The sequence below is a fragment of the Sphingobium sp. SG1 genome (assembly GCF_057063145.1).
In genome coordinates this window covers 1-22492 of record NZ_JBVVOJ010000027.1, presented here as the reverse complement: position 1 = coordinate 22492, position 22492 = coordinate 1, and the positions used below count along the sequence as shown (strand labels likewise).

The 22492-nt window shown below is 66.1% G+C and carries 23 protein-coding genes and 1 tRNA gene; 13 read left to right on the top strand and 11 right to left on the bottom strand.

The window, feature by feature from the left end:
• Nucleotides 1-60 precede the first annotated feature (60 nt).
• Complete coding sequence (locus AC0KVN_RS25745; RefSeq protein WP_004207650.1) at nt 61-1332, bottom strand: YfgM family protein; 1272 nt, start codon at nt 1330-1332, stop codon at nt 61-63.
• 276 nt (nt 1333-1608) lie between these two features.
• On the opposite strand from AC0KVN_RS25745, the gene gyrA reads away from it, so the two are divergent.
• Entirely contained in the window at nt 1609-4344 is a 2736-nt protein-coding gene (gene gyrA / locus AC0KVN_RS25740; protein WP_435568278.1) for a DNA gyrase subunit A, read from the top strand.
• Nucleotides 4341-4688 (top strand): DUF952 domain-containing protein, encoded by a 348-nt coding sequence (locus tag AC0KVN_RS25735; RefSeq protein ID WP_010336100.1) that lies wholly within the window; start codon nt 4341-4343, stop codon nt 4686-4688. Before gyrA ends, AC0KVN_RS25735 begins: the two co-directional genes overlap by 4 nt.
• A 43-nt stretch (nt 4689-4731) precedes the next feature.
• On the opposite strand, the gene AC0KVN_RS25730 is transcribed toward AC0KVN_RS25735, so the two are convergent.
• Nucleotides 4732-5847 (bottom strand): glycosyltransferase, encoded by a 1116-nt coding sequence (locus tag AC0KVN_RS25730; RefSeq protein ID WP_435568315.1) that lies wholly within the window; start codon nt 5845-5847, stop codon nt 4732-4734.
• Between the two features lie 65 nt (nt 5848-5912).
• On the opposite strand from AC0KVN_RS25730, the gene AC0KVN_RS25725 reads away from it, so the two are divergent.
• The 7 genes from AC0KVN_RS25725 (at nt 5913) to AC0KVN_RS25695 (ending at nt 12328) form a co-directional block, all read left to right on the top strand.
• Entirely contained in the window at nt 5913-6764 is an 852-nt protein-coding gene (locus tag AC0KVN_RS25725; protein ID WP_048938451.1) for a lysophospholipid acyltransferase family protein, read from the top strand.
• Between the two features lie 38 nt (nt 6765-6802).
• Nucleotides 6803-7447, top strand: a complete 645-nt coding sequence (locus tag AC0KVN_RS25720; protein WP_435568279.1) for a phosphoribosylanthranilate isomerase — start codon at nt 6803-6805, stop codon at nt 7445-7447.
• A 96-nt stretch (nt 7448-7543) separates the two neighbouring features.
• Nucleotides 7544-8785 carry a tryptophan synthase subunit beta gene (trpB, locus tag AC0KVN_RS25715; RefSeq protein WP_483656570.1) on the top strand — a complete coding sequence of 414 codons (1242 nt, stop codon included), beginning with the start codon at nt 7544-7546 and terminating at the stop codon, nt 8783-8785.
• A gap of 2 nt (nt 8786-8787) precedes the next feature.
• Nucleotides 8788-9606: a tryptophan synthase subunit alpha gene (trpA, locus tag AC0KVN_RS25710; protein WP_435568280.1), complete on the top strand. Its 819-nt coding sequence runs from the start codon at nt 8788-8790 to the stop codon at nt 9604-9606.
• Complete coding sequence (gene accD / locus AC0KVN_RS25705; RefSeq protein WP_004207658.1) at nt 9603-10451, top strand: acetyl-CoA carboxylase, carboxyltransferase subunit beta; 849 nt, start codon at nt 9603-9605, stop codon at nt 10449-10451. The genes trpA and accD overlap by 4 nt, the downstream gene beginning before the upstream one ends.
• Nucleotides 10452-10484: 33 nt before the next feature.
• Nucleotides 10485-11819 (top strand): bifunctional folylpolyglutamate synthase/dihydrofolate synthase, encoded by a 1335-nt coding sequence (locus AC0KVN_RS25700; RefSeq protein ID WP_435568281.1) that lies wholly within the window; start codon nt 10485-10487, stop codon nt 11817-11819.
• A 68-nt stretch (nt 11820-11887) separates the two neighbouring features.
• Entirely contained in the window at nt 11888-12328 is a 441-nt protein-coding gene (locus AC0KVN_RS25695; protein WP_069338132.1) for a DUF6628 family protein, read from the top strand.
• Here the strand turns inward: AC0KVN_RS25695 and AC0KVN_RS25690 are convergent.
• From AC0KVN_RS25690 to AC0KVN_RS25680, 3 genes are all read right to left on the bottom strand, one after another.
• Entirely contained in the window at nt 12325-13080 is a 756-nt protein-coding gene (locus AC0KVN_RS25690; RefSeq protein ID WP_048938436.1) for a tetratricopeptide repeat protein, read from the bottom strand. The two genes, AC0KVN_RS25695 and AC0KVN_RS25690, sit on opposite strands and share 4 nt — an antisense overlap.
• Nucleotides 13077-14411 carry an AmpG family muropeptide MFS transporter gene (locus tag AC0KVN_RS25685; RefSeq protein ID WP_435568282.1) on the bottom strand — a complete coding sequence of 445 codons (1335 nt, stop codon included), beginning with the start codon at nt 14409-14411 and terminating at the stop codon, nt 13077-13079. Before AC0KVN_RS25685 ends, AC0KVN_RS25690 begins: the two co-directional genes overlap by 4 nt.
• Nucleotides 14412-14513: 102 nt before the next feature.
• Nucleotides 14514-14996: a response regulator gene (locus AC0KVN_RS25680; RefSeq protein ID WP_435568283.1), complete on the bottom strand. Its 483-nt coding sequence runs from the start codon at nt 14994-14996 to the stop codon at nt 14514-14516.
• A 174-nt stretch (nt 14997-15170) separates the two neighbouring features.
• On the opposite strand from AC0KVN_RS25680, the gene AC0KVN_RS25675 reads away from it, so the two are divergent.
• Complete coding sequence (locus tag AC0KVN_RS25675; RefSeq protein WP_435568284.1) at nt 15171-16586, top strand: pseudouridine synthase; 1416 nt, start codon at nt 15171-15173, stop codon at nt 16584-16586.
• A complete protein-coding gene (gene rsmD, locus AC0KVN_RS25670; protein ID WP_125989276.1) occupies nt 16583-17137 on the top strand; it encodes a 16S rRNA (guanine(966)-N(2))-methyltransferase RsmD in 555 nt (184 codons plus the stop codon). The genes AC0KVN_RS25675 and rsmD overlap by 4 nt, the downstream gene beginning before the upstream one ends.
• Before the next feature lie 15 nt (nt 17138-17152).
• Here rsmD and AC0KVN_RS25665 read toward each other — a convergent pair whose 3' ends face one another.
• Nucleotides 17153-17599 (bottom strand): globin domain-containing protein, encoded by a 447-nt coding sequence (locus AC0KVN_RS25665; RefSeq protein WP_435568286.1) that lies wholly within the window; start codon nt 17597-17599, stop codon nt 17153-17155.
• 107 nt (nt 17600-17706) lie between these two features.
• On the opposite strand from AC0KVN_RS25665, the gene AC0KVN_RS25660 reads away from it, so the two are divergent.
• On the top strand, nt 17707-18201 hold the full coding sequence (locus tag AC0KVN_RS25660; RefSeq protein WP_435568287.1) for an Rrf2 family transcriptional regulator: 495 nt from the start codon (nt 17707-17709) through the stop codon (nt 18199-18201).
• Here AC0KVN_RS25660 and AC0KVN_RS25655 read toward each other — a convergent pair.
• Nucleotides 18158-18499: a hypothetical protein gene (locus tag AC0KVN_RS25655; RefSeq protein WP_010336087.1), complete on the bottom strand. Its 342-nt coding sequence runs from the start codon at nt 18497-18499 to the stop codon at nt 18158-18160. The two genes, AC0KVN_RS25660 and AC0KVN_RS25655, sit on opposite strands and share 44 nt — an antisense overlap.
• A 108-nt stretch (nt 18500-18607) precedes the next feature.
• The gene (locus tag AC0KVN_RS25650; RefSeq protein ID WP_435568316.1) at nt 18608-19003 is read right to left on the bottom strand and encodes a GFA family protein; all 396 of its coding nucleotides are present in this window, start codon (nt 19001-19003) and stop codon (nt 18608-18610) included.
• A 113-nt stretch (nt 19004-19116) separates the two neighbouring features.
• Here AC0KVN_RS25650 and AC0KVN_RS25645 point away from each other — a divergent pair, with 113 nt between their 5' ends.
• Nucleotides 19117-21393 carry an ATP-dependent helicase gene (locus AC0KVN_RS25645; RefSeq protein ID WP_435568288.1) on the top strand — a complete coding sequence of 759 codons (2277 nt, stop codon included), beginning with the start codon at nt 19117-19119 and terminating at the stop codon, nt 21391-21393.
• A 187-nt stretch (nt 21394-21580) separates the two neighbouring features.
• Here AC0KVN_RS25645 and AC0KVN_RS25640 read toward each other — a convergent pair whose 3' ends face one another.
• The 3 genes from AC0KVN_RS25640 to AC0KVN_RS25630 form a co-directional block, all read right to left on the bottom strand.
• The gene (locus AC0KVN_RS25640) at nt 21581-21844 is read right to left on the bottom strand and encodes a hypothetical protein (RefSeq protein ID WP_435568289.1); all 264 of its coding nucleotides are present in this window, start codon (nt 21842-21844) and stop codon (nt 21581-21583) included.
• Nucleotides 21845-21922: 78 nt separating this feature from the next.
• Complete coding sequence (locus AC0KVN_RS25635; protein WP_435568290.1) at nt 21923-22150, bottom strand: hypothetical protein; 228 nt, start codon at nt 22148-22150, stop codon at nt 21923-21925.
• A 265-nt stretch (nt 22151-22415) separates the two neighbouring features.
• Nucleotides 22416-22491 (bottom strand) — tRNA-Ala (locus AC0KVN_RS25630).
• Nucleotide 22492 lies beyond the last annotated feature (1 nt).

Below are 22492 nucleotides of genomic sequence, written 5' to 3'. Positions count from 1 at the left end.
AAAAAAATATAGGCGCACAGACCGCCGAACCAGCGACGATCTGCGCGCCTTATACTAGATTCAGGCCTTGGTGCCCAGATAGGTCAGCCACAGATCGGCGATCTGCTTGCGCGCACCGCCCTGGACTGCCTCGAACGCCGACTTGGCGCCGGCATTGTCGCCACCCATGGTCTTGGCAATGCCCAGGCGGGTGTTGATCTCGTCGGCGTCGACGCCACCCTTCTGCTTGGCCAGTTCGAACATCGCCGCCGCCTTGGCATAGTCGCCATAGCCCAGATAGGCGTCGCCGGTCGCAGCCGCGACCTTGCCGTTGGCGGCCTTGCCGGCATCCGCTTCGGCGGCACCCAGCGACGACTTGTCGCCCGGAATGCGACCCACGGCGGCCTGATAGATGTCGCCCGCCTGGCTGGCGTTCAGCACGCCCTTGGCGCGGCCGGCGTCGATCGTCGACTTGACCTCGCCATAAATGCCCGTCTTCGACGCCATTTCGGCCAGTTCGGTGAAGTCGGCAGCGACCACCAGACCCTTGGCCGCCGACATCAGGCGCAGCACGTCCAGATTTTCGCGGTTGGTGATGTTCGGGTTCGCCTGCTGGAACAGACGGATCAGCGTGCGCAGATTTTCACCGCTCGGATTGGCGGCATAAGCCCACTTGGCCCAATCGGTGACTTCCGGCAGGCGCGCGGCAGCCGCACGGCTGACGCCGATCTGATACCATTGCGCCGGCACGGGCTGGCCCGACGCCTTGGTCGCGTCCGCCGCCGCCTTCAGCGCAGCGAGGCCCTGCTGGTTGAAGCCACGCGCCGGCTCGGCCGAGGCATTGCCGGTGCCGGCCTTGCCGAAATAGGCCTGAGCGATGGTCGGGTTGACCTGTTCCGCCTTGTAGCCGGCGGCCAGCGCCGCCTGGCCACGCGAAATCGCGACGTCGTAATTCTTCTGGGCGAGAGCCGCATCGGCCGCCACCATGTTGAACTGGCCGGTCTGCTCGGGCGGCGTCAGGCCGCTGTCGAGCATCTGGTTGAGGCCTTCCATCTTCAGCGCGTCATCCTTGCTCTGGATGCCGGTGTTCAGCTTGATCGCGCCGATCTGGTACTTGTCGTCGTTCGACGCCGCCTTGCCGTCAGCCTCGGTCAGCGCCGTCTTGGCACCGGCGAAATCCTGGGCATCGGACGCCTTCTGGGCCGCCTGGAGCGACTTGAGCACTTCGGGCGACACGTTCAGCTTGCGGCCGGCCGGCTTTTCTTCCTTCTTCGCGGCGGAGGCGGGAGCCGAAACGGCGCCGCCGGTCAGCGCCAGAGCCAGCGCGAGCGACAGCGGGGTAACAAAACGCATGATCCTCATCTCCTTTTCGCGCCTGACAGGGGGACCACAGGCGACATCCGGGTTGAACGCCGATTAGGGGTCGGCGCGTGAACGGGCTTTGAACAAGCCTATATCCGCGCATTTTGCAACTGTCATGCTGCCGCTTCGTTCCGCTTTTCTTCGCGCCCGCCAATCACCGCCTTGGCTGCACATGCGGGCGCGCGGGCGCGCGCGAGGGGTGACAGATTTGTTTCGCTCGGCTAGTGCAGTGGGAACGCATCACACCCATCCAAAAAGAGAATCGCCTTGACCGACGAGACCGTCCTCGCCGACCCTTCGGACATCAGCCCCATCAGCATCGTTGATGAGATGAAGTCGAGCTATCTCGACTATGCCATGTCCGTGATCGTCTCCCGCGCCCTGCCGGACGTGCGCGACGGCCTGAAGCCGGTGCATCGCCGCATTCTCTTCTCGGCCCAGGAATCGGGCTTCGTCTACAACCGCCCCTATCGCAAGTCGGCCCGTCTGGTCGGTGAAGTCATGGGTAAATATCACCCCCATGGCGACAGTTCGATCTACGACGCATTGGCGCGCATGACCCAGGACTGGTCGATGCGCGTGCCGCTGATCGACGGTCAGGGGAACTTCGGTTCGATGGATCCCGATCCGCCAGCCGCCATGCGTTACACCGAAGCGCGCCTGGCCAAGGTCGCGACCGCGCTGCTGGACGATCTCGACAAGGACACCGTCGACTTCACGCCCAACTATGACGCATCGGAAAGCGAGCCGCAGGTGCTGCCCGCCCGCTTCCCGAACCTGCTGGTCAACGGCGCCGGCGGCATCGCCGTCGGCATGGCGACCAACATCCCGCCGCATAACCTCGGCGAAGTGCTGCGCGCCTGCCTTGCCTATATCGAAAACCCGGCAATCTCGACCGACGAACTGATCCAGATCGTCCCCGGTCCCGATTTCCCGACCGCGCCGCTGATCCTGGGCCAGTCGGGCGCCCGCAACGCCTATCATACCGGTCGCGGCTCGATCCTGATGCGCGCCCGGCACGAGGTGGAGGAAGGCCGCGGCGACCGTCGCTCGATCGTCCTCACCTCCATCCCCTATCAGGTCGGCAAGAGCGGCCTGGTCGAAAAGATCGCCGAAGCCGCCAAGGACAAGCGGATCGAGGGCATCAGCGACATTCGTGACGAATCGAGCCGCGAAGGCGTGCGCATCGTCATGGACCTGAAGCGCGACGCCACCCCGGACGTCGTCCTCAACCAGCTGTGGCGCAACACTCCGGCCCAGTCGAGCTTCCCCGCCAACATGCTGGCGATCCGTGGCGGCCGCCCGGAACTGCTGGGCCTGCGCGAGATCATCGAAGCCTTCGTCAAGTTCCGCGAAGAGGTCATCACCCGTCGCACCAAGTTCGAGCTGAACAAGGCGCGCGACCGCGCCCATATCTTGCTGGGCTTGGTCGTCGCGGTGACCAACCTCGACGAGGTGGTGAAGATCATCCGCGGTTCGGCCAGCCCTGCCGCCGCCCGCGAATCGCTGCTGGCGCGCGAATGGCCGATCGGCGAGATCGCGCCCTATCTCGCCCTGGTCGAGGCCATCGAAACCGAAGTCAGCGGCGAGAGCTACAAGCTCAGCGACGTGCAGGTCCGCGCCATCCTCGACCTGCGCCTCCATCGCCTGACCGCACTCGGCCGTGACGAAATCGGTAAGGAACTGGCCGAACTGGCCGAAGCCATCGCCGAATATCTCGCCATCCTGGGTGACCGGGTGAAGCTCTACGCCGTGATGCGCGAAGAGTTCGAGGCGATCGAGAGCGAATTCGCCACGCCGCGCGTGTCGGTCATCGCCCCTGCCGCCGACGGCATTGATGACGAGGATCTGATCGAGCGCGAGGAGATGGTCGTCACCGTCACCGTGCAGGGCTATATCAAGCGCACCCCGCTGGAGAGCTTCCGCGCCCAGGGCCGCGGCGGCAAGGGCCGTTCGGGCATGGCGACCAAGGATGAGGATGCCGTCACCGAATTGTTCGTCACTTCGACGCACACGCCGGTGCTGTTCTTCTCGACCGCCGGCAAGGTCTATCGCCTCAAGGTCTGGCGCCTGCCCGAGGGCGGCCCCGCCACCCGCGGCCGGCCGATGATCAACCTGCTGCCGCTGGCACCGGGCGAAACCATCCAGACCGTGCTGCCGCTCCCAGAGGACGAGGAAAGCTGGAAGGAACTGCACGTCATGTTCGCCACCGCGAACGGCACCGTGCGCCGCAACAGCATGGATGCCTTCGCCAATGTGCCCAGCAACGGCAAGCTCGCCATGCGCTTCGACGAAGGCAGCGACGATCGCCTGATTGGCGTCGCCCTGCTGACCGAAGAGGATGACGTGCTGCTCGCCACCCGCCAGGGCCGCGCGATCCGCTTCGCCGCCACTGACGTGCGCGAATTCCAGAGCCGCACCTCGACCGGCGTGCGCGGCATGACGCTCAAGGACGGCGACGAAGTCATCTCGCTCTCGATCCTCAAGGGCTTCGACGCGACCACCGAGGAACGCGACGACTATTTGCGCGCTGCGCCGTGGAAGGAGAATGAGGCGACCCCGGCGATCAACAGCGCCGAACGCATGGCCGCCTTTGCCCAGGCGGAACAGTTCATCCTGACCGTCTGCGCCAACGGCTATGGCAAGATCAGCTCGGCCTATGATTATCGCCGCACCGGTCGCGGTGGCCAGGGCATCACCAATATCGACAATATCGCCCGCAACGGCCTGGTCGTCGGCAGCTTCCCGGTCGCGCATGAGGATCATCTGATGCTCGTGACCGATCAGGCCAAGCTGATCCGCATGGGCCTGTCGTCGATGCGCGTCATCGGCCGCAACTCGGCCGGCGTGCGCCTGTTCAACGTCGCCAAGGACGAGCATGTCGTGTCCACCGCCCGGATCGAGGACGGCGAAGATGACAATGCGGAGGCACCGGCCGAAGGCACCGTCGAGGGCGCACCTGAAGCCGCCCCGGAAACCGGCAGCGAGGGTGGCGAAGCGTGAGCGAGCTGTTCGCCTACAAGATCCTGACTGCCGAGCAATATGACCAGTTCAAGGCCGACGGCGTGTTCAAGGGCGCGCCGATCGACCTTCAGGATGGCTATATCCACATGTCCACGCGCGATCAGGCGGCCGAAACGGCGGCCAAGCATTTCGCAGGACAGGATCGGCTGGTGATGCTGATGATCGACCTCGCCCCCTTTGGCGAGGCGATCAAATGGGAAGTGTCGCGCGGCGGCGCCCTCTTCCCCCATCTCTATGGCGACCTGCCGATCAGCGCCGTCGCCGGCAAGGTGATCCTGCGCCTCGACGACGCCGGCAATCATTTGTTCCCGGCTGGGTTCTGATCCATTCCCCTTCTTCCCGAGCCAGCCTCGGGGAGGAAGGGAACTACCCCCGCCCCATCTCCACCACCCGGCCACGCACGACGCGATAGGTCCAGCCGCCCCAACTGATGCGATTGGATGTGGCAGCCTGTAGCTGCACCGCCAGATGCGCCCAGCAGACGGCAAAGGGCGTCACCATGTCCCACCAGAGCGATCGGCGCGCCCGCGCCGCCTGCTCTGGCTCCAGCACGGCCGCCAATATCCGCCGCCGCGCCGCAGCCCGCCCCCAAGCAGTGCCATAGCCGATCGCGATCGCCGGCCAGCCGCCCCAGCCCAGCGCCCACAGCCAGAAGCCCGATTGCAGCGCGACCGCGCCGGTCGCCACCGCCCACATGCGCGGGCTGTTGGTGAGGATATGGCGATATTGACGCACCCCAAAACTCCAAAGCGCGCCAAGCCCCCCGTCCAGCGGGCTCGCCACCAGCAGGTCGCGCACCGGCCGCATCCGCAGCTTCAAACGCCAGCCAGCAAGGCCGATCGCCATGTCGTCGGACAGGCGCCCGGCCAGCGCCGCGTCGATATCGATCCGCTCGGCAGCGGCCCGCGTCATCGCCATCGCCCCGCCCCAAGGCATGGTCGCACTGGCCGCGCGCGGCAGCGTCGCCAGTTGCAGTTCGACCGCGCCGACCAGCGCCGGCATGCCCTGCCCGGCCGGCAGCAGCAGGCGATAGCCTGTCACGATATCCGCCTTGCCCCGCACCAGCGGGAAGAGCAGCCGCCCCACCAGCCGGGCGGGCGGCTCGATATCGGCATCAATGAAGATCAGATAATTGTCATCATCACGCAGCGCCTTCAGCGCCGCCCGCAGCTTGTGGACCTTCTGCCCCTCGTCGCTGGCCACGCCGGCGCGCACGATCTGCACCCAGTCCGGCTCAACCGCCGCCAGCGCCTCCGCCGCAACGCAATGCCCGGACGTCGCCAGCAACAGCCGGAACGGCGCACTCTGCGCCTTCAGCCGGGTGACAAGTTCGCTGTCACCTTCCCAGTCGTCACGCACCGACAGGATCATGACCGCACCGCCGGGCGCCTCTTCCTGCCGGTCCGCCGGCAGATGGCGCCAATAATTGACCACGCCCAGCAGGCTCAGCGCCTGGAGCAGCAGCCACAGCGCCAGCATCATCGTCACCACCAGCCCCCTTCGCGGCTCTTTACCGCCTCAACGGCTCCTGTATGACGGGCAGGACCATGCTCTCCAACCCCTTTCTCTTCACCTTACTCCGTCTGCTTCCCGCCAGCCTCGCCTCCTGGCTGGGCGGCTGGCTGTCGGCGCACGTCGCCCGTCCCCGGATGAAGCTGCGCGACGCCCGCGCCCGCGCCAATCTGGCACGGCTGCGGCCCGACCTGCCGCAGGCGGAACGCGAAGCGATCCTGACCCGGCGCTGGGTGAATGTCGGCCGCACGCTGGCGGAACTCGCCAATATCGACCGGCTGGTGAATGCCGATCATGTGACCGTCATCGACCAGCCCGCCTATCAGGCGGTGCTGGATGGTCCCGGCCCGATGATCGCCTTCACCTGCCATATCGGCAATTGGGACCTGCTCGCCGCCCATATCAAATGGTCGACCGACCGACCGGGCCTTGGCGTCTATGAAGATCCCGAAGATCCCCGGATCGCCGCCCAGCTCAAGAAGGCGCGATCCAGCTATATGGGCGAGGCGATCGGCGGCGATGGCGCGGCACGCGGCGTGCTCAAGCATCTGACCCAGAAGGATCGCGCCACCCTCTATATCCTGGCTGACGAACGACGCGACCGGCAGGTCTGGTTCCCGACCTTCGGCCGCGCGCTCGAACCGTCGGGCAATCTCTCGATCGCCCTGCGCCTCGCGCGCAAGGTCGGGGCGCAATTCCTGCCCTTCTATCTGGTCCGCACCAGCGGCCCGCATTTCGCGCTGCACTGGCATCCGCCGCTCGATCCCCGGACGATGAGCGATGCGGAGATCGTCGCTGTCCTCGATCGCTTCCTGGGCCAGGCCTGCATCGACCATGCCGATCAGTGGCTGGCGCTGCACGACATGGACCTGACCCAGCCTGTCTGAATGTGACTTCCCTTCCCTTACGGTCTAAAGGCCCGCCCATGTCCCGAATCGCGATCAAGATCTGCGGCCTGTCGACGCCGGAGACGGTGGGCGCCGCCGTGCGCGCCGGGGCGAGCCATGTCGGCTTCGTCCATTTCCCCAAAAGCCCGCGCCACGTCGAACCCGACCAGATGCGCGCGCTCGCTGCGGCCGTCCCGGCCCATGTCGATCGCGTCGCCGTGGTCGTCGATGCCGATGACGAACAGCTTGCCCGCCTGACCGGCACCGGCGCACTCAGCGCCCTGCAACTCCATGGCAAGGAAAGCCCGGAGCGGGTCGCCGCCATCCGCCAGCGTTTCGGCCTGCCGGTGTGGAAGGCGATTTCGGTCAAGACCCGCGCCGATATCGACGCTGCCCAGGCCTATGCCGGCACGGTCGACCGGCTGCTGTTCGACGCGAAGACGCCCGATGGCGCGGCGCTGCCCGGCGGCATGGGCCTGCGCTTCGACTGGACCTTGCTGCGCGGCGTCGTAATGCCCGCGCCCTGGGGCCTGTCCGGTGGCCTTGGCATCGACAATGTGTGCGAAGCGATCCGCCTGACCGACACGCCGCTGATCGACGTTTCTTCGGGCGTCGAGGATGCACCGGGCATCAAGAGTGTGGACAAGATCATGGCCTTCTGCAAAGCGGTGTCGGCATGTTGACGCTGAACGCCCCTGCCATGCGCATCGAAGGACGATGGCGCTGATCGCTTCCTGACCACAAGCGAACGCCCATCATTTGTCCCCGGAAAGATATTCATGACCGACACCATTACCCTGCCCAACAGCCTTCGTAGCCAGCCGGACGATAACGGCCATTTCGGCGCCTTTGGCGGCCGCTATGTCGCCGAAACGCTGATGCCGCTGATCCTGGAACTGGAAAAGGTCTACAAGGCGGCCAAGGCCGATCCCGAATTTCACGCCGAATATGCCGAGCTGCTGCGCTCCTATGTCGGCCGCCCCAACCCGCTTTATTATGCCGAGCGGCTGACCGAAGCGCTGCGCGCCAAGGCCGAGCCGGGCAAGGGCGCCAAGATCTACCTCAAGCGCGAGGAACTGAACCACACCGGCGCGCACAAGATCAACAATTGCATCGGCCAGGCGCTGCTCGCCCGCCGCATGGGCAAGAAGAAGGTCATCGCCGAGACCGGCGCTGGCCAGCATGGCGTCGCCACCGCGACCGTCGCCGCCCTGTTCGGCATGGAATGCAAGATCTTCATGGGCGCCAAGGATGTCGAACGGCAGAAGCCCAACGTCTTCCGCATGAAGCTGCTCGGCGCAGAGGTGATCCCGGTCCATTCCTGCTCCTCGACGCTCAAGGATTCGATGAACGACGCTCTGCGCTACTGGGTGTCGAACGTTCATGACACCTTCTACATCATCGGCACCGCCGCCGGTCCGCACCCCTATCCGGAGCTGGTGCGCGATTTCCAGTCGATCATCGGCAAGGAAATCCGTTCGCAGATCATGGAGGCCGAAGGCCGTCTGCCCGACATGCTGATCGCCCCGGTCGGCGGCGGCTCCAACGCCATCGGCATGTTCCATCCCTTCCTCGACGATCCCGAAGTCGCGATGATCGGCGTGGAAGCGGCCGGCGAAGGCCTCGACAAGAAGCATGCCGCCTCGCTGGCGGGCGGCGCATCGGGCATCCTGCACGGCAACCGCACCTACCTGCTCCAGGACGAGGACGGCCAGATCACCGAAGCGCACAGCATTTCCGCTGGCCTGGACTATCCCGGCATCGGCCCGGAACATAGCTGGCTGCACGAGATCGGCCGGGTGAAATATCTGCCGATCAAGGATGACGAGGCGCTGGAAAGCTTCCAGACCCTCTCCCGCCTCGAAGGCATCATCCCCGCGCTCGAATCCGCCCATGCCGTGGCCGCCGCCGAACAGGTCGCGCCGACGCTGGACGCGGACAAGATCATCGTCGTCAACCTGTCGGGCCGGGGGGACAAGGATATCTTCACCGTCGCCGACGCGCTGGGAGTGGAGATGTGAGCATGACCGACCGTCTCGCCACCCGCTTCGCCGCCTGCAAGGCACAGGGCCGCGCCGCCCTCATCACCTTCGTGACCGCCGGTGACCCGGACGTCGCCTCGACCCCCGCCATCCTCGATGCGCTGGTCGTGGGCGGCGCCGACATCATCGAACTCGGCATGCCCTTCACCGACCCGATGGCTGATGGCCCGGCGATCGAACTCGCCAACCTGCGCAGCCTCGGCTCGGGGACCAAGACCAAGGATGTCTTCGCCCTCGCCGCCGATTTCCGTGCACGCCACCCGGAAACGCCGATGATCCTGATGGGCTATGCCAATCCGATGCTGGCGCGCGGGTCCGCATGGTTCGCCGACCAGTGCCAGGCCGCCGGTGTCGACGGCGTGATCTGCGTCGATATCCCGCCGGAAGAAGATGCCGAACTCGGCCCCGCGCTGCGCGCCGTCGGCGTCCATCTCGTTCGCCTCGCGACCCCGACCACGGATGCGGCCCGCCTGCCCGCCGTGCTGAACGGCGCCAGCGGCTTCCTCTATCATGTCGCCGTCGCCGGCATCACCGGCAAGCAGCAGGCGGCGCAGGCCAATATCGAAATGGCGGTCGATCGGCTGAAGGCCGCCACCGACCTGCCGATCGCGGTCGGCTTCGGCGTCCGCACGCCCGAACAGGCGGCCGCCATCGGCCGCGTCGCCGATGGCGTGGTGGTCGGCTCGGCGATCGTCGACATCGTCGGCTCGCACGGCGATGCCGCCGCGCCCTTCGTCCAGGAATTCGTCGCGTCGCTCAGCGGCGCCCTCACCACTTCTATCCGGGAGACCGCAGCATGAGCTGGATCAACCGCGTTCGTAACGCCCTGCCCTTCACCAAGAAGGAAACCACCGCCGAAACGCTCTGGCATCAGTGCCCGTCGTGCAAGGAAATGGTCTTCATCAAGGAATGGGAGGAAAATCTCTCGGTCTGCCCGCGCTGCGACCATCATGGCCGCATCGGCCCGTCGGAACGGTTCGAGCAGATCCTCGACGCCGGCTTCATCCTGCTGCCGACGCCCGGCGTGCCGGAAGATCCGCTCAAGTTCCGGGATAGCAAGCGCTATCCGGACCGGATCAAGGCCGCCCGCGCCTCGACCGGAGACCAGGACGCGCTCATCAACGCGCGTGGCGCGATCGACGATGTGCCGCTGGTCATGGGCGTGCAGAATTTCGCCTTCATGGGCGGCTCCATGGGCATGGGCGTAGGCGCGGCCTTTATCCAGGGCATTAACGACGCGATCGCGCATAAATGCCCCTATGTCATCTTCACCGCTGCCGGCGGCGCGCGCATGCAGGAAGGCATCCTTTCGCTGATGCAGATGCCGCGCTCCACCGTGGCGATCCAGAAGCTGCACGCGGCCGGCCTGCCCTATATCGTCGTGCTGACCGATCCGACCACCGGCGGCGTGACCGCCAGCTATGCGATGCTGGGTGATATCCAGATTTCGGAGCCCAATGCCCTGATCGGCTTCGCCGGCCAGCGCGTCATCGAAAGCACGATCCGCGAAAAGCTGCCTGAAGGCTTCCAGCGCGCCGAATATCTGCTCGACCATGGCATGCTCGACATGGTCGTCCATCGCAGCGAGCTGCGCGACACGCTGGCCCGCGTGATCGGCTATCTGACGCCGCGCGCCGCCGCCTGAGCCTCAAAAGCGCGATAGGGGGATCAGCGCGCCATGGCCGACCATGCCGTTTCGGACGACCCGCAGGTTCAGGCCCAGCTTGACCGGCTCTGGTCGCTATCCCCCGGCGCCGACATATTGGGACTGGAGCGGATCAGCCGGCTGCTGGAGCGGCTGGATGATCCGCACCGCCGCTTGCCGCCGGTCTTCCATGTCGCCGGCACCAACGGCAAGGGGTCGACCTGCGCCTTCCTGCGCGCCGCGCTGGAGGCGGACGGCAAGACCGTCCATGTCTTCACCTCGCCCCATCTGGTCCGCTTCAACGAACGCATCCGCATCGCCGGCAAGCTGATCGACGATGCCATGCTCGCCGCCTATCTCGCCCGCGTGCTCGACGTGGCCGAAGGGATCGGTGCCAGCTTCTTTGAGGTGACGACCGCCGCTGCCTTCCTCGCCTTTGCCGAACATGACGCCGATGCCTGCATCATAGAGGTCGGCCTTGGCGGGCGGCTCGACGCCACCAACGTCATCGTCGATCCGGTCGTCTGCGGCATCGCTCAGCTCGGCATCGATCATCAGGCCTTCCTGGGCGACACGCTGCCCGTCATCGCCGCGGAAAAGGCCGGCATCGCCAAGCCCGGCGCGGCGCTGGTGACGCAGCGTTATGATGCCACCCTCGCCCCGGTGATGCAGGATGCTGCGGATCGCGCCGGCACCCTATGGCTCGCCATGGGCACCGCCTGGGACGCCGCCGTCTATCGCGACCGGGTCCATTATCGCGACGAACAGGGCCATGTCGACGTGCCGATGCCGCGCCTGCCCGGCGCGCATCAGGTCCAGAATGTCGCCCTCGCCATCGCCATGCTGCGCCATCAGCAGGCCGTGCCGGTCAGCGAGGCGGCGCTGAAGGCCGCGCCGCTCTGGGCGCACTGGCCCGCCCGGCTGCAACGGCTGGAGCGCGGCCCGCTGCTCGCGGCCCTGCCCGACGCGGCGGAAGCCTGGCTTGACGGCGGCCATAATGAAGCCGCCGGCCAGGCGATCAGCGCCTTCTTCACCGCCGACCGGTTGCACAGCCGCCAGATCCAGCTCGTCATCGGCATGCTCGCCAACAAGGATATGGACGCCTATCTCGCGCCGTTCGGCGGCCGCATCGCCCATATCCATGCGCTGCCGGTGCCGGGACATGATCATCACCCGCCCGAACGCTTCGCCGCCATCGCCGCCCGCTGGGGCATAGGCTGCACCGCCCATGACGGGCCGGAAGCGGCGATCGCCGCCATCGCGCAGGATGCCGCCCAGGCCCAGGATGCAGCCCCCATCATCCTGATCGCCGGCTCGCTCTATATGGCCGGAGAGATTTTGCGGTTGAACGGACAATTGCCCGACTGATTTAGACTTGCGAATGCCTCGCAATAGCGTAGCTTGTGTGTCCCCGAGTCACACAAAGGCGCACCCGCATGGCATATGGAGAAAGCTACCCCGTCGAACTGCCCCGGCCCATTCCGGGCGGCTATGGCAATCGGCTGTTCCTGTTCGTCATGCGCCGCATGGCGACGGCGGGGGTCAATGATGCCCATGCCGCCAATGCGATGCTGGGCGCCTTCGGCAAAAGCTATCGCCGGCCCCTGGTACTGATGCGCGCGATGATGCTGGAACTGGCGCGCGCCGCCAGCCGCAAGATATTGGTCGCGCCCTGTTGCTGCGCGCGGATGACCGCGGACGAGGCGGCGATCATGCAGGCGGTGGGCGATGCGCTGCGCGATCCGCATACCGCCTTCGACAATGTCTCGGGGCTGCTGGGCAATGACGATGCGCTGGGCGCGCTCACCTGCCTGCAGGCGGTGGCGCAGGCGCATAGCGACCTTGGCCGGCCGCTGGACCTCTACGCCGCCTCTTAAGCCGCCGCCTTCCGCAACTCCGCCAGCCGCTCGCCGGCCCAGCGATACATGTCGGCCTGGGCGGCGCGCTGGGTGCGGTCGAGCCGCCTGGCCCGCTGCTCGACCTCCTCCAATATCTGCCGCGCGCGCAGCCGGTCACCCTGCTCCAGCAGGAAGGCGGCATAATGGCAGCGAGCCTCCTCGCCGGCATAGCGGCTCATCACATCCTCGAACAACAGGCGCGCCTGCGCATCCTCACCGATATCGGCCAGCATCCGCGCCCGCAGCAGCGCGCGCCGATCCCATTCGCTGCCCCGGCCGACCTCGGGCACATCGTCCAACTCCGCCAGCCCCTCGCGGCTGCGCCCCAGTTCGAACAGGGTCTGCGCCAGCTTGACCTGCGTCGTCGCATCCTGCCCCGGTCCCAGCGCCAGCCCCTTGCGATAGGCCGCCTCCGCCTCGGCAAAGCGGCCCAGGTCCAGCAGCGCATCGCCCAGCGCAATCCGGTTGGCGGCGGTCTCCGCCAGGTCCAGATCAGCCCGCGCCTTGCGCAGACCGCGTTCGGGATCAACCTTGCCGACCACCTGGCTGCGCGCGGTGCGCAGATGGCGATTGCCCCAATAGGCCGGCAGCACCTCCAGCATCAGATAGGCAAAGCAGCCCGCCAGCGAGAAGAGGAAGATGAACAGCATCCAGATCTGGTTGCGGCCGCTGCGCACGACATCGACCGCACAGATGATCTGGATACAGATGGACGCGACGAGGAAGATCATGCGGGGCTTCCGTTCGCCTTGTCGCCATCGGCGGTTGCCGCCGTGCCGATGCTCGCGTCGATCAGCCCGGCACGCATCATCAGCCAGAACAGCAGGATGCCCGGCACTGCCAGCGCCGTCGTCAGCAGGTAGAAATCGACATAGCCGAACCGCTCGATCAGCGCGCCGGCGGTCGTCCCGGTCAGGAAACGGCCCACGATGCTCGCCGCGGCCGAGATCAGCGCATATTGGGCCGCCGTGAAGCGCAGGTCGCACAGCGCCGAGAAATAGGCGACGACGGTGACGCCGCCGATACCGCTCGCGAAATTCTCGAAGCCGATCGCCCCGGCCATGCCCCAGTTGCTCTTGCCCAGCGCCGCCAGCGCCGCGAAGCTGAAATTGGACACGCACATCAGCACCAGACTGATCAGCACCGACCGCTTCATGCCTAGCCGCGCATAGAGGATGCCGCCGACGAAAATACCGATCAGATAGGCCCAGAAGCCGATGCCGACGTCATAGATGGCGATCTCGTCATTGCTGTAGCCCATGTCGTCGAACAGCAGGCGAAAGGTCAGGTTGGCGAGCGTGTCGCCGATCTTGTGCAGCAGGATGAAGCAGAGGACCAATACCGCGCCCCGGCGGCGGAAAAACTCCACCAGCGGACCGGCGATCGACTGCCACACTTCGCCCATGCCGCGCCGCGCCGCCGCCTCACGGTGCCGTTCGGGCTCGCCCAGCACCAGTCCGGTCAGCATCGCCGGCAGGGCGAAGACCGCGCAGGCCACATAGGCGCCATGCCAGCCGATCCGCGCCGCCAGCACCAGCGCCAGCGCGCCGGCCGCCACCGACCCGATCCGCCAGCCATATTGCGACATGCCCGATCCCACGCCCAGTTGTTCGGGCTTCAGCGTCTCGATCCTATAGGCATCGATCACGATGTCGAAGGTCGCACCGGCGGCCCCGACCAGGATCGCTGCATAGGCCGTCTGCAACAGGCCGGCGGTGGGATCGACCAGCGCCAGATTGGCGACCGCCGCCATCACCAGCAGCCCCGTCAGCAACAGCCAGGATACGCGCTGCCCCAGCCGGCCGATGATCGGCAGGCGCACGCCATCGACCATCCAGGCCCATAGCCATTTGAGGTTGTAGACGAGGAAGGCGAGCGTGAAGGCGGTCACGGCCTTCTTGTCGATGCCGTCCTGCGCCAGCCGCGTGGTCAGCGTGGCACCGATCATGGCATAGGGAAATCCGGACGAAACCCCCAGGAAGAAGGCCGCCAGCGGCTCCTTCTGCACATAGGGCTTTACCGCGTCGCTCCAGCTGCGCGTGCCGCCGGCCAATTCCGTCATGATCTGTGATGCCCCCGATGATGCGATCCGGGCGCCACCATATGAGCAAATGCAGCAGAGGCAAGCGGCACGGCCGCCTGCCTGCCCCGGATCAGCCCGGCGTCAGGCGATCTCGGCGAACAGCTTCATGCCGCGCGGCTTGCGTGGTGGCGCGCGACCGGCCAGCACCGCATCGACCACCGCGATCGCCGCCAACAGGTCGCGCGGGGCGAAGGGCTTGGCGAGACAGCCGACCGCCAGCGATCGCGCATCGGCGGGACAGGCACCGGTGACGAACAGCACCGGCAATTGGCGCGCATGGGCATGACGCGCGACCTCTATGCCGCAGCGCCCACCGCGCAGATTGATGTCGGTAACGACCAGATCGACCGTTCCCATATCGATCACGCGGGCAGCATGGGTGTGGCTATCGACGGTGGCGGCGATGCGATAGCCCGCCTGGGACAGGATATGCTCATGATCGAAGGCGACGAGCGGTTCATCCTCCACCACCAGCACGCTGCGGATGGCGTTCCGCGGCGCACCTGCCCCGTCTCTCGCCCCGTCCCTGACGGTGTCGTCCCCTCTGATTCGCCCGAAAAACATTTGCTGTCCTGCCCCGTTTCCGCCATGCAACCGACCAACGCCGCGCCCCGGCGCCGGGTTGCGCCCGGCCGGGGCTTTGCCGTTCACATGGACGGCGCTATGGCACCGTTCATCATATTGCACATGCCGCCCTGATATGGGGATGGCCACCCGTCACGAAAAGGAATGCATCAAGTGGAACCGCCAAAAAAATCTGGTCCGCCGCGCCGGTCAGGTCCGGGCGGTCCCAAGCGTCCCTCCGGCCCCGGATCGCGTGGCGGCGCCGATCGCGGCACTGGCCGTGGCCCGGCTCGGTCGGACGCCCGATCGGATGGTCGCAACGAAGGTCGTTTTGACAGCCGCAGCGAAGGCCGTCCGGGTCGCCCCGCCCCGCGTGGCGAGCGCCCCGATCGCAATGGCCCCGGCGAAGCCCGCGGCAATCGCTTCGGCGACGGCCGTGGTGAACGTAGCGAAGGTCGCGGCGCTCGCTCCGATCGCAGCGCTTCGGGCGAAGGCCGAGGCGGTCGCTTTGCCGGAAACCGCGAAGAAGGCCGTGGCGACCGCCCGGCCCGTGGCCGCCCCGACCGCGCCGCCCAGCCGGATCACGCCGAACGCCCCGCCCGCAGCGGTCGCCCGACCGAAGGCAAGCGCCCCGAGCGCGCGGCCGCTGGAGATCGTCCCGCGCGCGCGCCCTTTGGCGAGCGCGCCGCCCGCCCCGCTTTTGGTGACCGCCCGGCTCGCCCGCGCCCCGAAGGCCGCACTGAAGGTCGTATGGGCGGCACATCCTATCCGCCGCGCCGTCCCGGCAGCAAGAAGCCGGCTGCGCCCCATGTCGCCAACCCGCACCCGGCCCGTGCCGCCGCGGAAACCAGCGGCAAGGGCGAACCCCAGCGCATCGCCAAGCTGCTCGCCCGCGCCGGCATCGCCTCGCGCCGCGAGATCGAGCGCATGATCGAGGAAGGCCGTATCGCCAGGGACGGCGTCACGATCGACACCCCCGCGACGCTGCTGACCTCGCTCCATGGCGTGACCGTCGACGGCGATCCGGTCGCCGCGCCCGCCCCCGCACGCCTGTTCCTGTTCCACAAGCCGACCGGCTTCCTCACCACCGAGCGCGATCCCGCCGGTCGCCCGACCATCTACGACATCCTGCCCGACGACCTGCCGCGGCTGATGCCGATCGGCCGGCTCGACATGAATACCGAGGGGCTGTTGCTGCTCACCACCGACGGCGAGTTCAAGCGCGAGATGGAATTGCCCTCGACCGGCGTGCCGCGCACCTATCGCGCCCGCGCCTTTGGCGAGGTCAGCCAGCAGCAGCTGGAGGATCTGTTCGACGGCATCGAGATCGATGGCATCCAATATGGTCCGATCGAGGCCAATCTGGAACGGCGCACCGGCCGCAACCAGTGGATCGAAATGACCCTGACCGAAGGCAAGAACCGCGAAGTCCGCCGCGTGCTCGAACATTTCGAACTCAAGGTCAATCGCCTGATCCGCACCAGCTACGGCCCGTTCGAACTGGGCGAACTGGCCGGTGGCGCGGTCGAGGAAGTGCGCCAGCATGATCTGGTCGCCTTCCGCAGCAGCCTGAAGAAAGCACAGAAATGAGGATCATATCGGGCCAATGGCGCGGCCGTCCGCTGGTCGCGCCCAAGGGCGACGCCACCCGTCCCACCGGCGACCGCACCCGTGAGACGCTCTTTTCGATGCTGGCGAGCCGGTTGGGATCGTTCGAGGGCCTCGCCGTGGGCGACTTCTTCGCCGGATCGGGCGCGCTGGGCTTTGAAGCCCTGTCGCGCGGCGCCGGCTCCTGCCTGTTCGTCGAGCAGGACAAGGCGGCGATCGACGCGATCCGCGCCAATGGCGACAAGCTCGGCCTGCGCCCGGACATCCGCCAGACCAGCGTGCTCTCGCTCGGCCCGACGAAGACGCCGCTCGACCTCATCTTCATGGACCCGCCCTATGACACCGGCGCGGGCCAGGTCGCGCTCGACAAGCTGGCGCGCCTGGGCTGGACCAGCCCGGCCACCTGGATCAGCATCGAAACCGACCGGCGCGAGGACGTCGCGGTCAAGGGCTTCACCGTCGACGCCGTGCGCGACGTCGGCAAGGCGCGCCTCACCCTGCTCCGCGCAGAGGACAGCGCGCCCGCCGCGTAACGCTCAGGCGGAATATCAGGCGGCCTCAGCGTAGGCCGCCTGTTCCTTGCCGATCAGGATATCGGCCAGGAAAGTATAAGCTTCCGCCCAGGCGGCCAGCACTTCATCGGTCGCCACCTCTTCGCCCAGCACTTCGCGGATCGCGGGCAGCAGGGCGGCCGCCACCTTGGGATAATGGTCCGGCTGCACGCCCGTATCGACATGGCGCTGCACCATGCGCGCGATCGCGCCGTCCAGCGCCTGCAACTTGTCGACATTCTCGGCAAAGCCCAGGATCGCCGCCGCCAGCCGGCGCGGCTGCTCGCCGCTGGCCTGCGCCGCCTGGTCAAACATGTCCTTGATCGACGCATCCTCAAACAGCCGCGCATACATGCGGGTGGTGATCTCGACGCCATGGCGGCGCAGCGCCGGGCCGGTCGCCTTCACGATGGCGATGGTTTCGGGGGACAGGGTTTCGCGCATGACAGGCTCCTTATCGGGGATTCGATAAGGTTCATTTAATATGCATCTTTTAAGATGTAAATTGAATATATGTTTATGACACTCTGCCCGCAGGATAGGAGGGCGCGATGCAATTGACCCGCCACACCGATTATGCGCTGCGCGTGCTGATCCATCTCGCCGCCGTGCCGGGTGGACGGGCGACGATCCCGGAAATTGCCGATGCCTATGGCCTGTCGCGCAATCATCTGATGAAGGTGGTGCATGGTCTGGGCCAGGGTGGCTTCATCCGCACCCAGCGTGGTCGCGGCGGCGGCTTCACCCTTGCCGCCGACCCTGCCGATATCCGCATCGGCGCGGTCGTACGCCATAGCGAGCCGGACATGGCGATGGCCGATTGCGCGGCCTGCGCGATCCGTCCCGCCTGCGGCCTGTCGGGCATATTGGCGCAGGCGGTCGGTGCTTTCCTGACGGTGCTGGACGGCTATAGCCTGGCCGACGCGGCGCGTGACCGGACCGGCCTCGCAGCGCTCATCGCCGCCCTGCCCGGCCCGACATCGACCGACCCCAAACCGGATCTCAGCCCGGCCTGCGCATCCTCTTCTTCGCCTCGCCCGGATTGACGCAACCGTCCTGCACGCCCTTGCCGCAGACCGGATAAGCCTTCGCCTCGGTCGGCGGCGGCGTCATGTTGCCGCCCACCGTCACAGGATTGGCCGCCGTGCCCACAGGCGCAGCCGGATCGCGCGGCACGTCCGCCGGCGCCGGCACCATGCCCGTCTCGGCCGGCACCGCGCCGGTCGGCTGGGCCGCATTGGGATCCTGGTTCTGGGCCGGCGGCGACATCGCCTGCGCCCCGGCCTGACCGGGCAGCGCCGCCATCGACAGGGCAGCAAAGCCGGCGATCATGATGATCTTCATCGGGTTCGTCCTTCTACTCCTTGCCCCGAGCAAGGGAGAAACCGGCCGCCCCGCCTCCCTGTTCCGCGTCAGCGACGAACCGTGCCGCCGCTGACGCCGGCCGCACGCTCAGTCCGACGGGTATCGATCGAACCGGGGCAGGTCATGCGCCGCCGCCATCCACGGCGCCGCCTCGGCATATTGGATATGCACCGCCGGCGGAAAGGCGCTCTGGTCGTCCAACGTCGCGCTCTGGATGTCGATCATGCCGGGAAAGACCGTCGGGTTGGTGTAGAACAGCCCGGTGCCACAAGTGCCACAGAAATGGCGGGTCGCATTGTCCGACGACTGATAGGTGACCGGATCGCCCTCTATCGTCACCTTGTCATGCGCGAACAGCGCCCAGCCGACCATCGGCGCGCCCGCGCTCATCCGGCAATCGCTGCAATGGCACAGCGCGCTGTAAACCGGCTCGCCCTCCGCCGCATAATGGATCGCCCCGCACTGGCACCGCCCCGTCACCATCATCTTGCTCCATTCGCATCTTGCGTGATTCCCTTTTTGTTCTCATAGATTGCGTCCCGCTGCAAGGCCATCTGCCCTTGCCCCCGCAACCGCCCATCCCTAGTTGATCGCCCATGACCGTGCCTGCCCCCTCTCCCAATGACCCGCCCTATCTGAAGGGCCTCAACGAACCGCAGCGCGAAGCGGTGCTGACCACGGAGGGACCGGTGCTGGTGCTGGCCGGCGCGGGCACGGGCAAGACCGCAGCGCTTACCGCCCGCCTCGCCCATCTGGTCGCGACCCAGCGCGCCTGGCCCTCGGAAATCCTGGCCGTGACCTTCACCAACAAGGCGGCACGGGAAATGCGCGAGCGCGTCGGCCGGATGATCGGCCCGGCGGTCGAGGGCATGCCCTGGCTCGGCACCTTCCACGCGATCGCCGCCAAGATGCTGCGCCGCCATGCCGAACTGGTGGGTCTCCAGTCCAATTTCACCATCCTCGACACCGATGACCAGTTGCGCCTGATGAAGCAGCTGATCCAGGCGGAGGGAATTGACGAGAAGCGCTGGCCCGCGCGTCAACTCGCCGGCCTGATCGACCAGTGGAAGAACAAGGGCCTCACCCCGGAAGAAGTCGGCGCCGGCGAGGCAGAGGGCTATGCCCATGGCAAGGGTCAGAAGCTCTATGCCGCCTACCAGGCTCGTCTGCGTGAAGTGAATGCCTGTGATTTCGGTGACTTGCTACTCCACTCTCTCACCATCTTGAAGCGCCATCGCGACGTGCTGGAGCAATATCAGCAGCGCTTCAAATATATCATGGTGGACGAGTATCAGGACACCAATAGCAGCCAATATCTCTGGCTGCGGCTGCTCGCCCAGACCCGCAAGAATATCTGCTGCGTCGGTGACGACGACCAGTCCATCTATTCATGGCGTGGCGCAGAAGTCGCCAATATCCTGCGGTTCGAAAAGGATTTTCCGGGCGCCGTGATCGTCCGCCTGGAACAGAATTACCGCTCCACCCCGCATATCCTGGGCGCCGCCTCCGGGGTGATCGCGGAAAATGGCAATCGCCTGGGCAAGACATTGTGGACCGACATCGACGTCGGCGAGAAGGTGCGCGTGCTCGGCGTGTGGGACGGGCCGGAGGAAGCCCGCCGCGTCGGCGACGAGATCGAGGCGATCGCCCGCGCCGGTGGATCGCTGGACGAGGTTGCTATCCTCGTCCGCGCCCAGCACCAGACCCGCGAATTCGAAGACCGCTTCATCCAGATCGGCCTGCCCTATCGCATCGTCGGCGGCTTCCGCTTCTATGAGCGCGCCGAAATCCGCGATGCGCTCGCCTATCTGCGCCTCGTCAACCAGCCGGCCGACGACCTGGCCTTCGAACGCATCGTCAACGTGCCGAAGCGCGGCCTGGGCGACAAGGCGGTCGAGAAGCTGCACCGTCTGGCGCGCGCGGAGGGCATTCCCCTCGCCCTTGCCGCCGCGCGCATCCTCGACACCGACGAACTGACGCCCCAGGCGCGCCGTTCGCTCGGCGCCTTCATCGGCGACCTCGCCCGCTGGCGCGATCGCGCCGCACAACTGCCCCATGCCGAACTGGCGCGCCAGATCCTGGACGAAAGCGGCTATACCACCACGCTCCAGGCCGAACGCTCGACCGAGAGCGCCGGGCGCCTCGAAAATCTGAGCGAACTCAGCCGCGCGATGGAGGAATATGAGACGCTGGGCGCCTTCCTCGAACATGTCAGCCTGGTCATGGACAATGAGGCGCAGCAGGATGAGCAGAAGCTCACCATCATGACCATCCACGCCGCCAAGGGCCTGGAATTCGACAATGTCTTCCTCGCCGGCTGGGAGGAAGGCATCTTCCCCTCGCAGCGCGCGCTGGACGAAGGCGGGCTCAACAGTCTGGAGGAGGAACGGCGCCTCGCCTATGTGGCGATCACCCGCGCGCGCAAGCGCTGCACCATTCTTCACGCCGCCAACCGCCGCATCTATGGCCAGTGGACCAGTAGCATCCCCTCCCGCTTCGTCGGCGAATTGCCGCCCGAACATGTGGATGAGGAAAGCAGCATGTCCGGCGGTGCCTCGCTCTGGCGCGCCAACTGGTCGGAACGGGACGACCCCTTCGCCAATGTCGCGCGTGGCTCATCGCGGGGGCCGGGCTGGCAGCGCGCCCAGAGCAGCGGCCAGTTCAGCCGCGAACCCGTGCGAATCGTCGAAGCCCGCACCTCCGCCGTGTCGCTCGGCAACAAGGGTCGCGACGATGTGTCCATCGGCCAGCGCGTCTTCCACCAGAAATTCGGCTATGGCACGATCGCCGCGATCGAGGGCAACAAGCTGGAAATCGACTTCGAAACCGCCGGCCGCAAGCGGGTGATGGACAGCTTCGTCACGTTGGCCTGAACGGCGCCCGCCCTGTCCTCATTCGCAAAAGCAGGAATGGCCCAAAAGGGTGGGAAGCTGGCCACCTGTTTCACAACGTCATCCCCGCGCAGGCGGGGATCCATCTCACCAGCTTCGGACCAGATGCGAGGTCAGGAGATGGATTCCCGCCTGCGCGGGAATGACGAAAAGGGTGGTTAGGGGACTGTCAGCTTTCTTGGTCAAAAACCAGCTTGAGGAAGGTCCATACTACGAGCCCGAAACCGATAGTCGTGAAGCATACTGCTGAATGCAAAGCCCATGTCCAGATGGCATCCGGTATCGAAAAAGACCAGCAGGCTGCCGAGGTAAGCAGCGGCAGCAGCATCCATGGGATGAGATGGAAATTCATCTCATTCACCCACGCCAATCCGCGTAGCGGTATTGCCTTGCTCGAAAGAAAGGCGCGGTATCTGATAAATGCCCTGTGCATCAACCTCGTATCCCATGAGCGATCTGTGACGGCAATTGGTCGGTGTGAGACAGGCAGCTTTCGTAACCAAGGATCGATCTACGGGATAATCCAAGCTTGGGGTAACTTAGCGAAATAGCCCCATTCGCTCCATGGCACATCGATTTTTCCGGCGCTTCGTGAAGCCAATCGCCATTCTGGAGGATCAGGAAAGCCGTGCCATGCAAGCTGCATGAGCAGCTGCTGGAACCCTTTCAACTGACTGTCGGCAATCTCATCACTGGCATCCCAAGGTGCCGCTTCCCAAGCATTGTTCGCGCAGTCCATTCGTTCCTTTTGGCCCATACGACGCCCCCCAGACTCAATTGGTCAAGCTGAACGAATGGCCAGTTGCGGGCAATCCAATTTTCCGAACGGACGGCAAGCAATGGTCGCTTCCAGACCATCCTCCCCTGCAAGGGGAGGTGGCTGGCCGTAGGCCAGACGGAGGGGTGTCCCCTCTCGATACGACACCGCAGCCGGCCCGACCGAATCCGAAGGCCATCAACGCAATCCCATGCGGCACGTGTGCATGATGCTATATGAAGAAAAATGGTGGAGCCTAGCGGGATCGAACCGCTGACCTCCTGCATGCCATGCAGGCGCTCTCCCAGCTGAGCTAAGGCCCCA

Excerpts from the sequence above, each read along its gene's own strand:
- AC0KVN_RS25745 (WP_004207650.1), bottom strand. The coding sequence starts at position 1,332 with ATGCGTTTTGTTACCCCGCTGTCGCTCGCGCTGGCTCTGGCGCTGACC.
- AC0KVN_RS25690 (WP_048938436.1), bottom strand. The coding sequence starts at position 13,080 with ATGATCTTCCTCGTCGCGTCCATCTGTATCCAGATCATCTGTGCGGTC.
- trpB (WP_483656570.1), top strand. The coding sequence starts at position 7,544 with ATGACCGACACCATTACCCTGCCCAACAGCCTTCGTAGCCAGCCGGAC.
- AC0KVN_RS25650 (WP_435568316.1), bottom strand. The coding sequence starts at position 19,003 with ATGGTGACGGGGCGGTGCCAGTGCGGGGCGATCCATTATGCGGCGGAG.
- AC0KVN_RS25640 (WP_435568289.1), bottom strand. The coding sequence starts at position 21,844 with ATGCACAGGGCATTTATCAGATACCGCGCCTTTCTTTCGAGCAAGGCA.
- rsmD (WP_125989276.1), top strand. The coding sequence starts at position 16,583 with ATGAGGATCATATCGGGCCAATGGCGCGGCCGTCCGCTGGTCGCGCCC.
- AC0KVN_RS25665 (WP_435568286.1), bottom strand. The coding sequence starts at position 17,599 with ATGCGCGAAACCCTGTCCCCCGAAACCATCGCCATCGTGAAGGCGACC.
- AC0KVN_RS25725 (WP_048938451.1), top strand. The coding sequence starts at position 5,913 with ATGCTCTCCAACCCCTTTCTCTTCACCTTACTCCGTCTGCTTCCCGCC.
- AC0KVN_RS25685 (WP_435568282.1), bottom strand. The coding sequence starts at position 14,411 with ATGACGGAATTGGCCGGCGGCACGCGCAGCTGGAGCGACGCGGTAAAG.
- AC0KVN_RS25655 (WP_010336087.1), bottom strand. The coding sequence starts at position 18,499 with ATGAAGATCATCATGATCGCCGGCTTTGCTGCCCTGTCGATGGCGGCG.
- trpA (WP_435568280.1), top strand. The coding sequence starts at position 8,788 with ATGACCGACCGTCTCGCCACCCGCTTCGCCGCCTGCAAGGCACAGGGC.
- AC0KVN_RS25695 (WP_069338132.1), top strand. The coding sequence starts at position 11,888 with ATGGCATATGGAGAAAGCTACCCCGTCGAACTGCCCCGGCCCATTCCG.
- AC0KVN_RS25700 (WP_435568281.1), top strand. The coding sequence starts at position 10,485 with ATGGCCGACCATGCCGTTTCGGACGACCCGCAGGTTCAGGCCCAGCTT.
- AC0KVN_RS25660 (WP_435568287.1), top strand. The coding sequence starts at position 17,707 with ATGCAATTGACCCGCCACACCGATTATGCGCTGCGCGTGCTGATCCAT.
- AC0KVN_RS25720 (WP_435568279.1), top strand. The coding sequence starts at position 6,803 with ATGTCCCGAATCGCGATCAAGATCTGCGGCCTGTCGACGCCGGAGACG.
- AC0KVN_RS25635 (WP_435568290.1), bottom strand. The coding sequence starts at position 22,150 with ATGGACTGCGCGAACAATGCTTGGGAAGCGGCACCTTGGGATGCCAGT.
- AC0KVN_RS25645 (WP_435568288.1), top strand. The coding sequence starts at position 19,117 with ATGACCGTGCCTGCCCCCTCTCCCAATGACCCGCCCTATCTGAAGGGC.
- accD (WP_004207658.1), top strand. The coding sequence starts at position 9,603 with ATGAGCTGGATCAACCGCGTTCGTAACGCCCTGCCCTTCACCAAGAAG.
- AC0KVN_RS25680 (WP_435568283.1), bottom strand. The coding sequence starts at position 14,996 with ATGTTTTTCGGGCGAATCAGAGGGGACGACACCGTCAGGGACGGGGCG.
- AC0KVN_RS25730 (WP_435568315.1), bottom strand. The coding sequence starts at position 5,847 with ATGATGCTGGCGCTGTGGCTGCTGCTCCAGGCGCTGAGCCTGCTGGGC.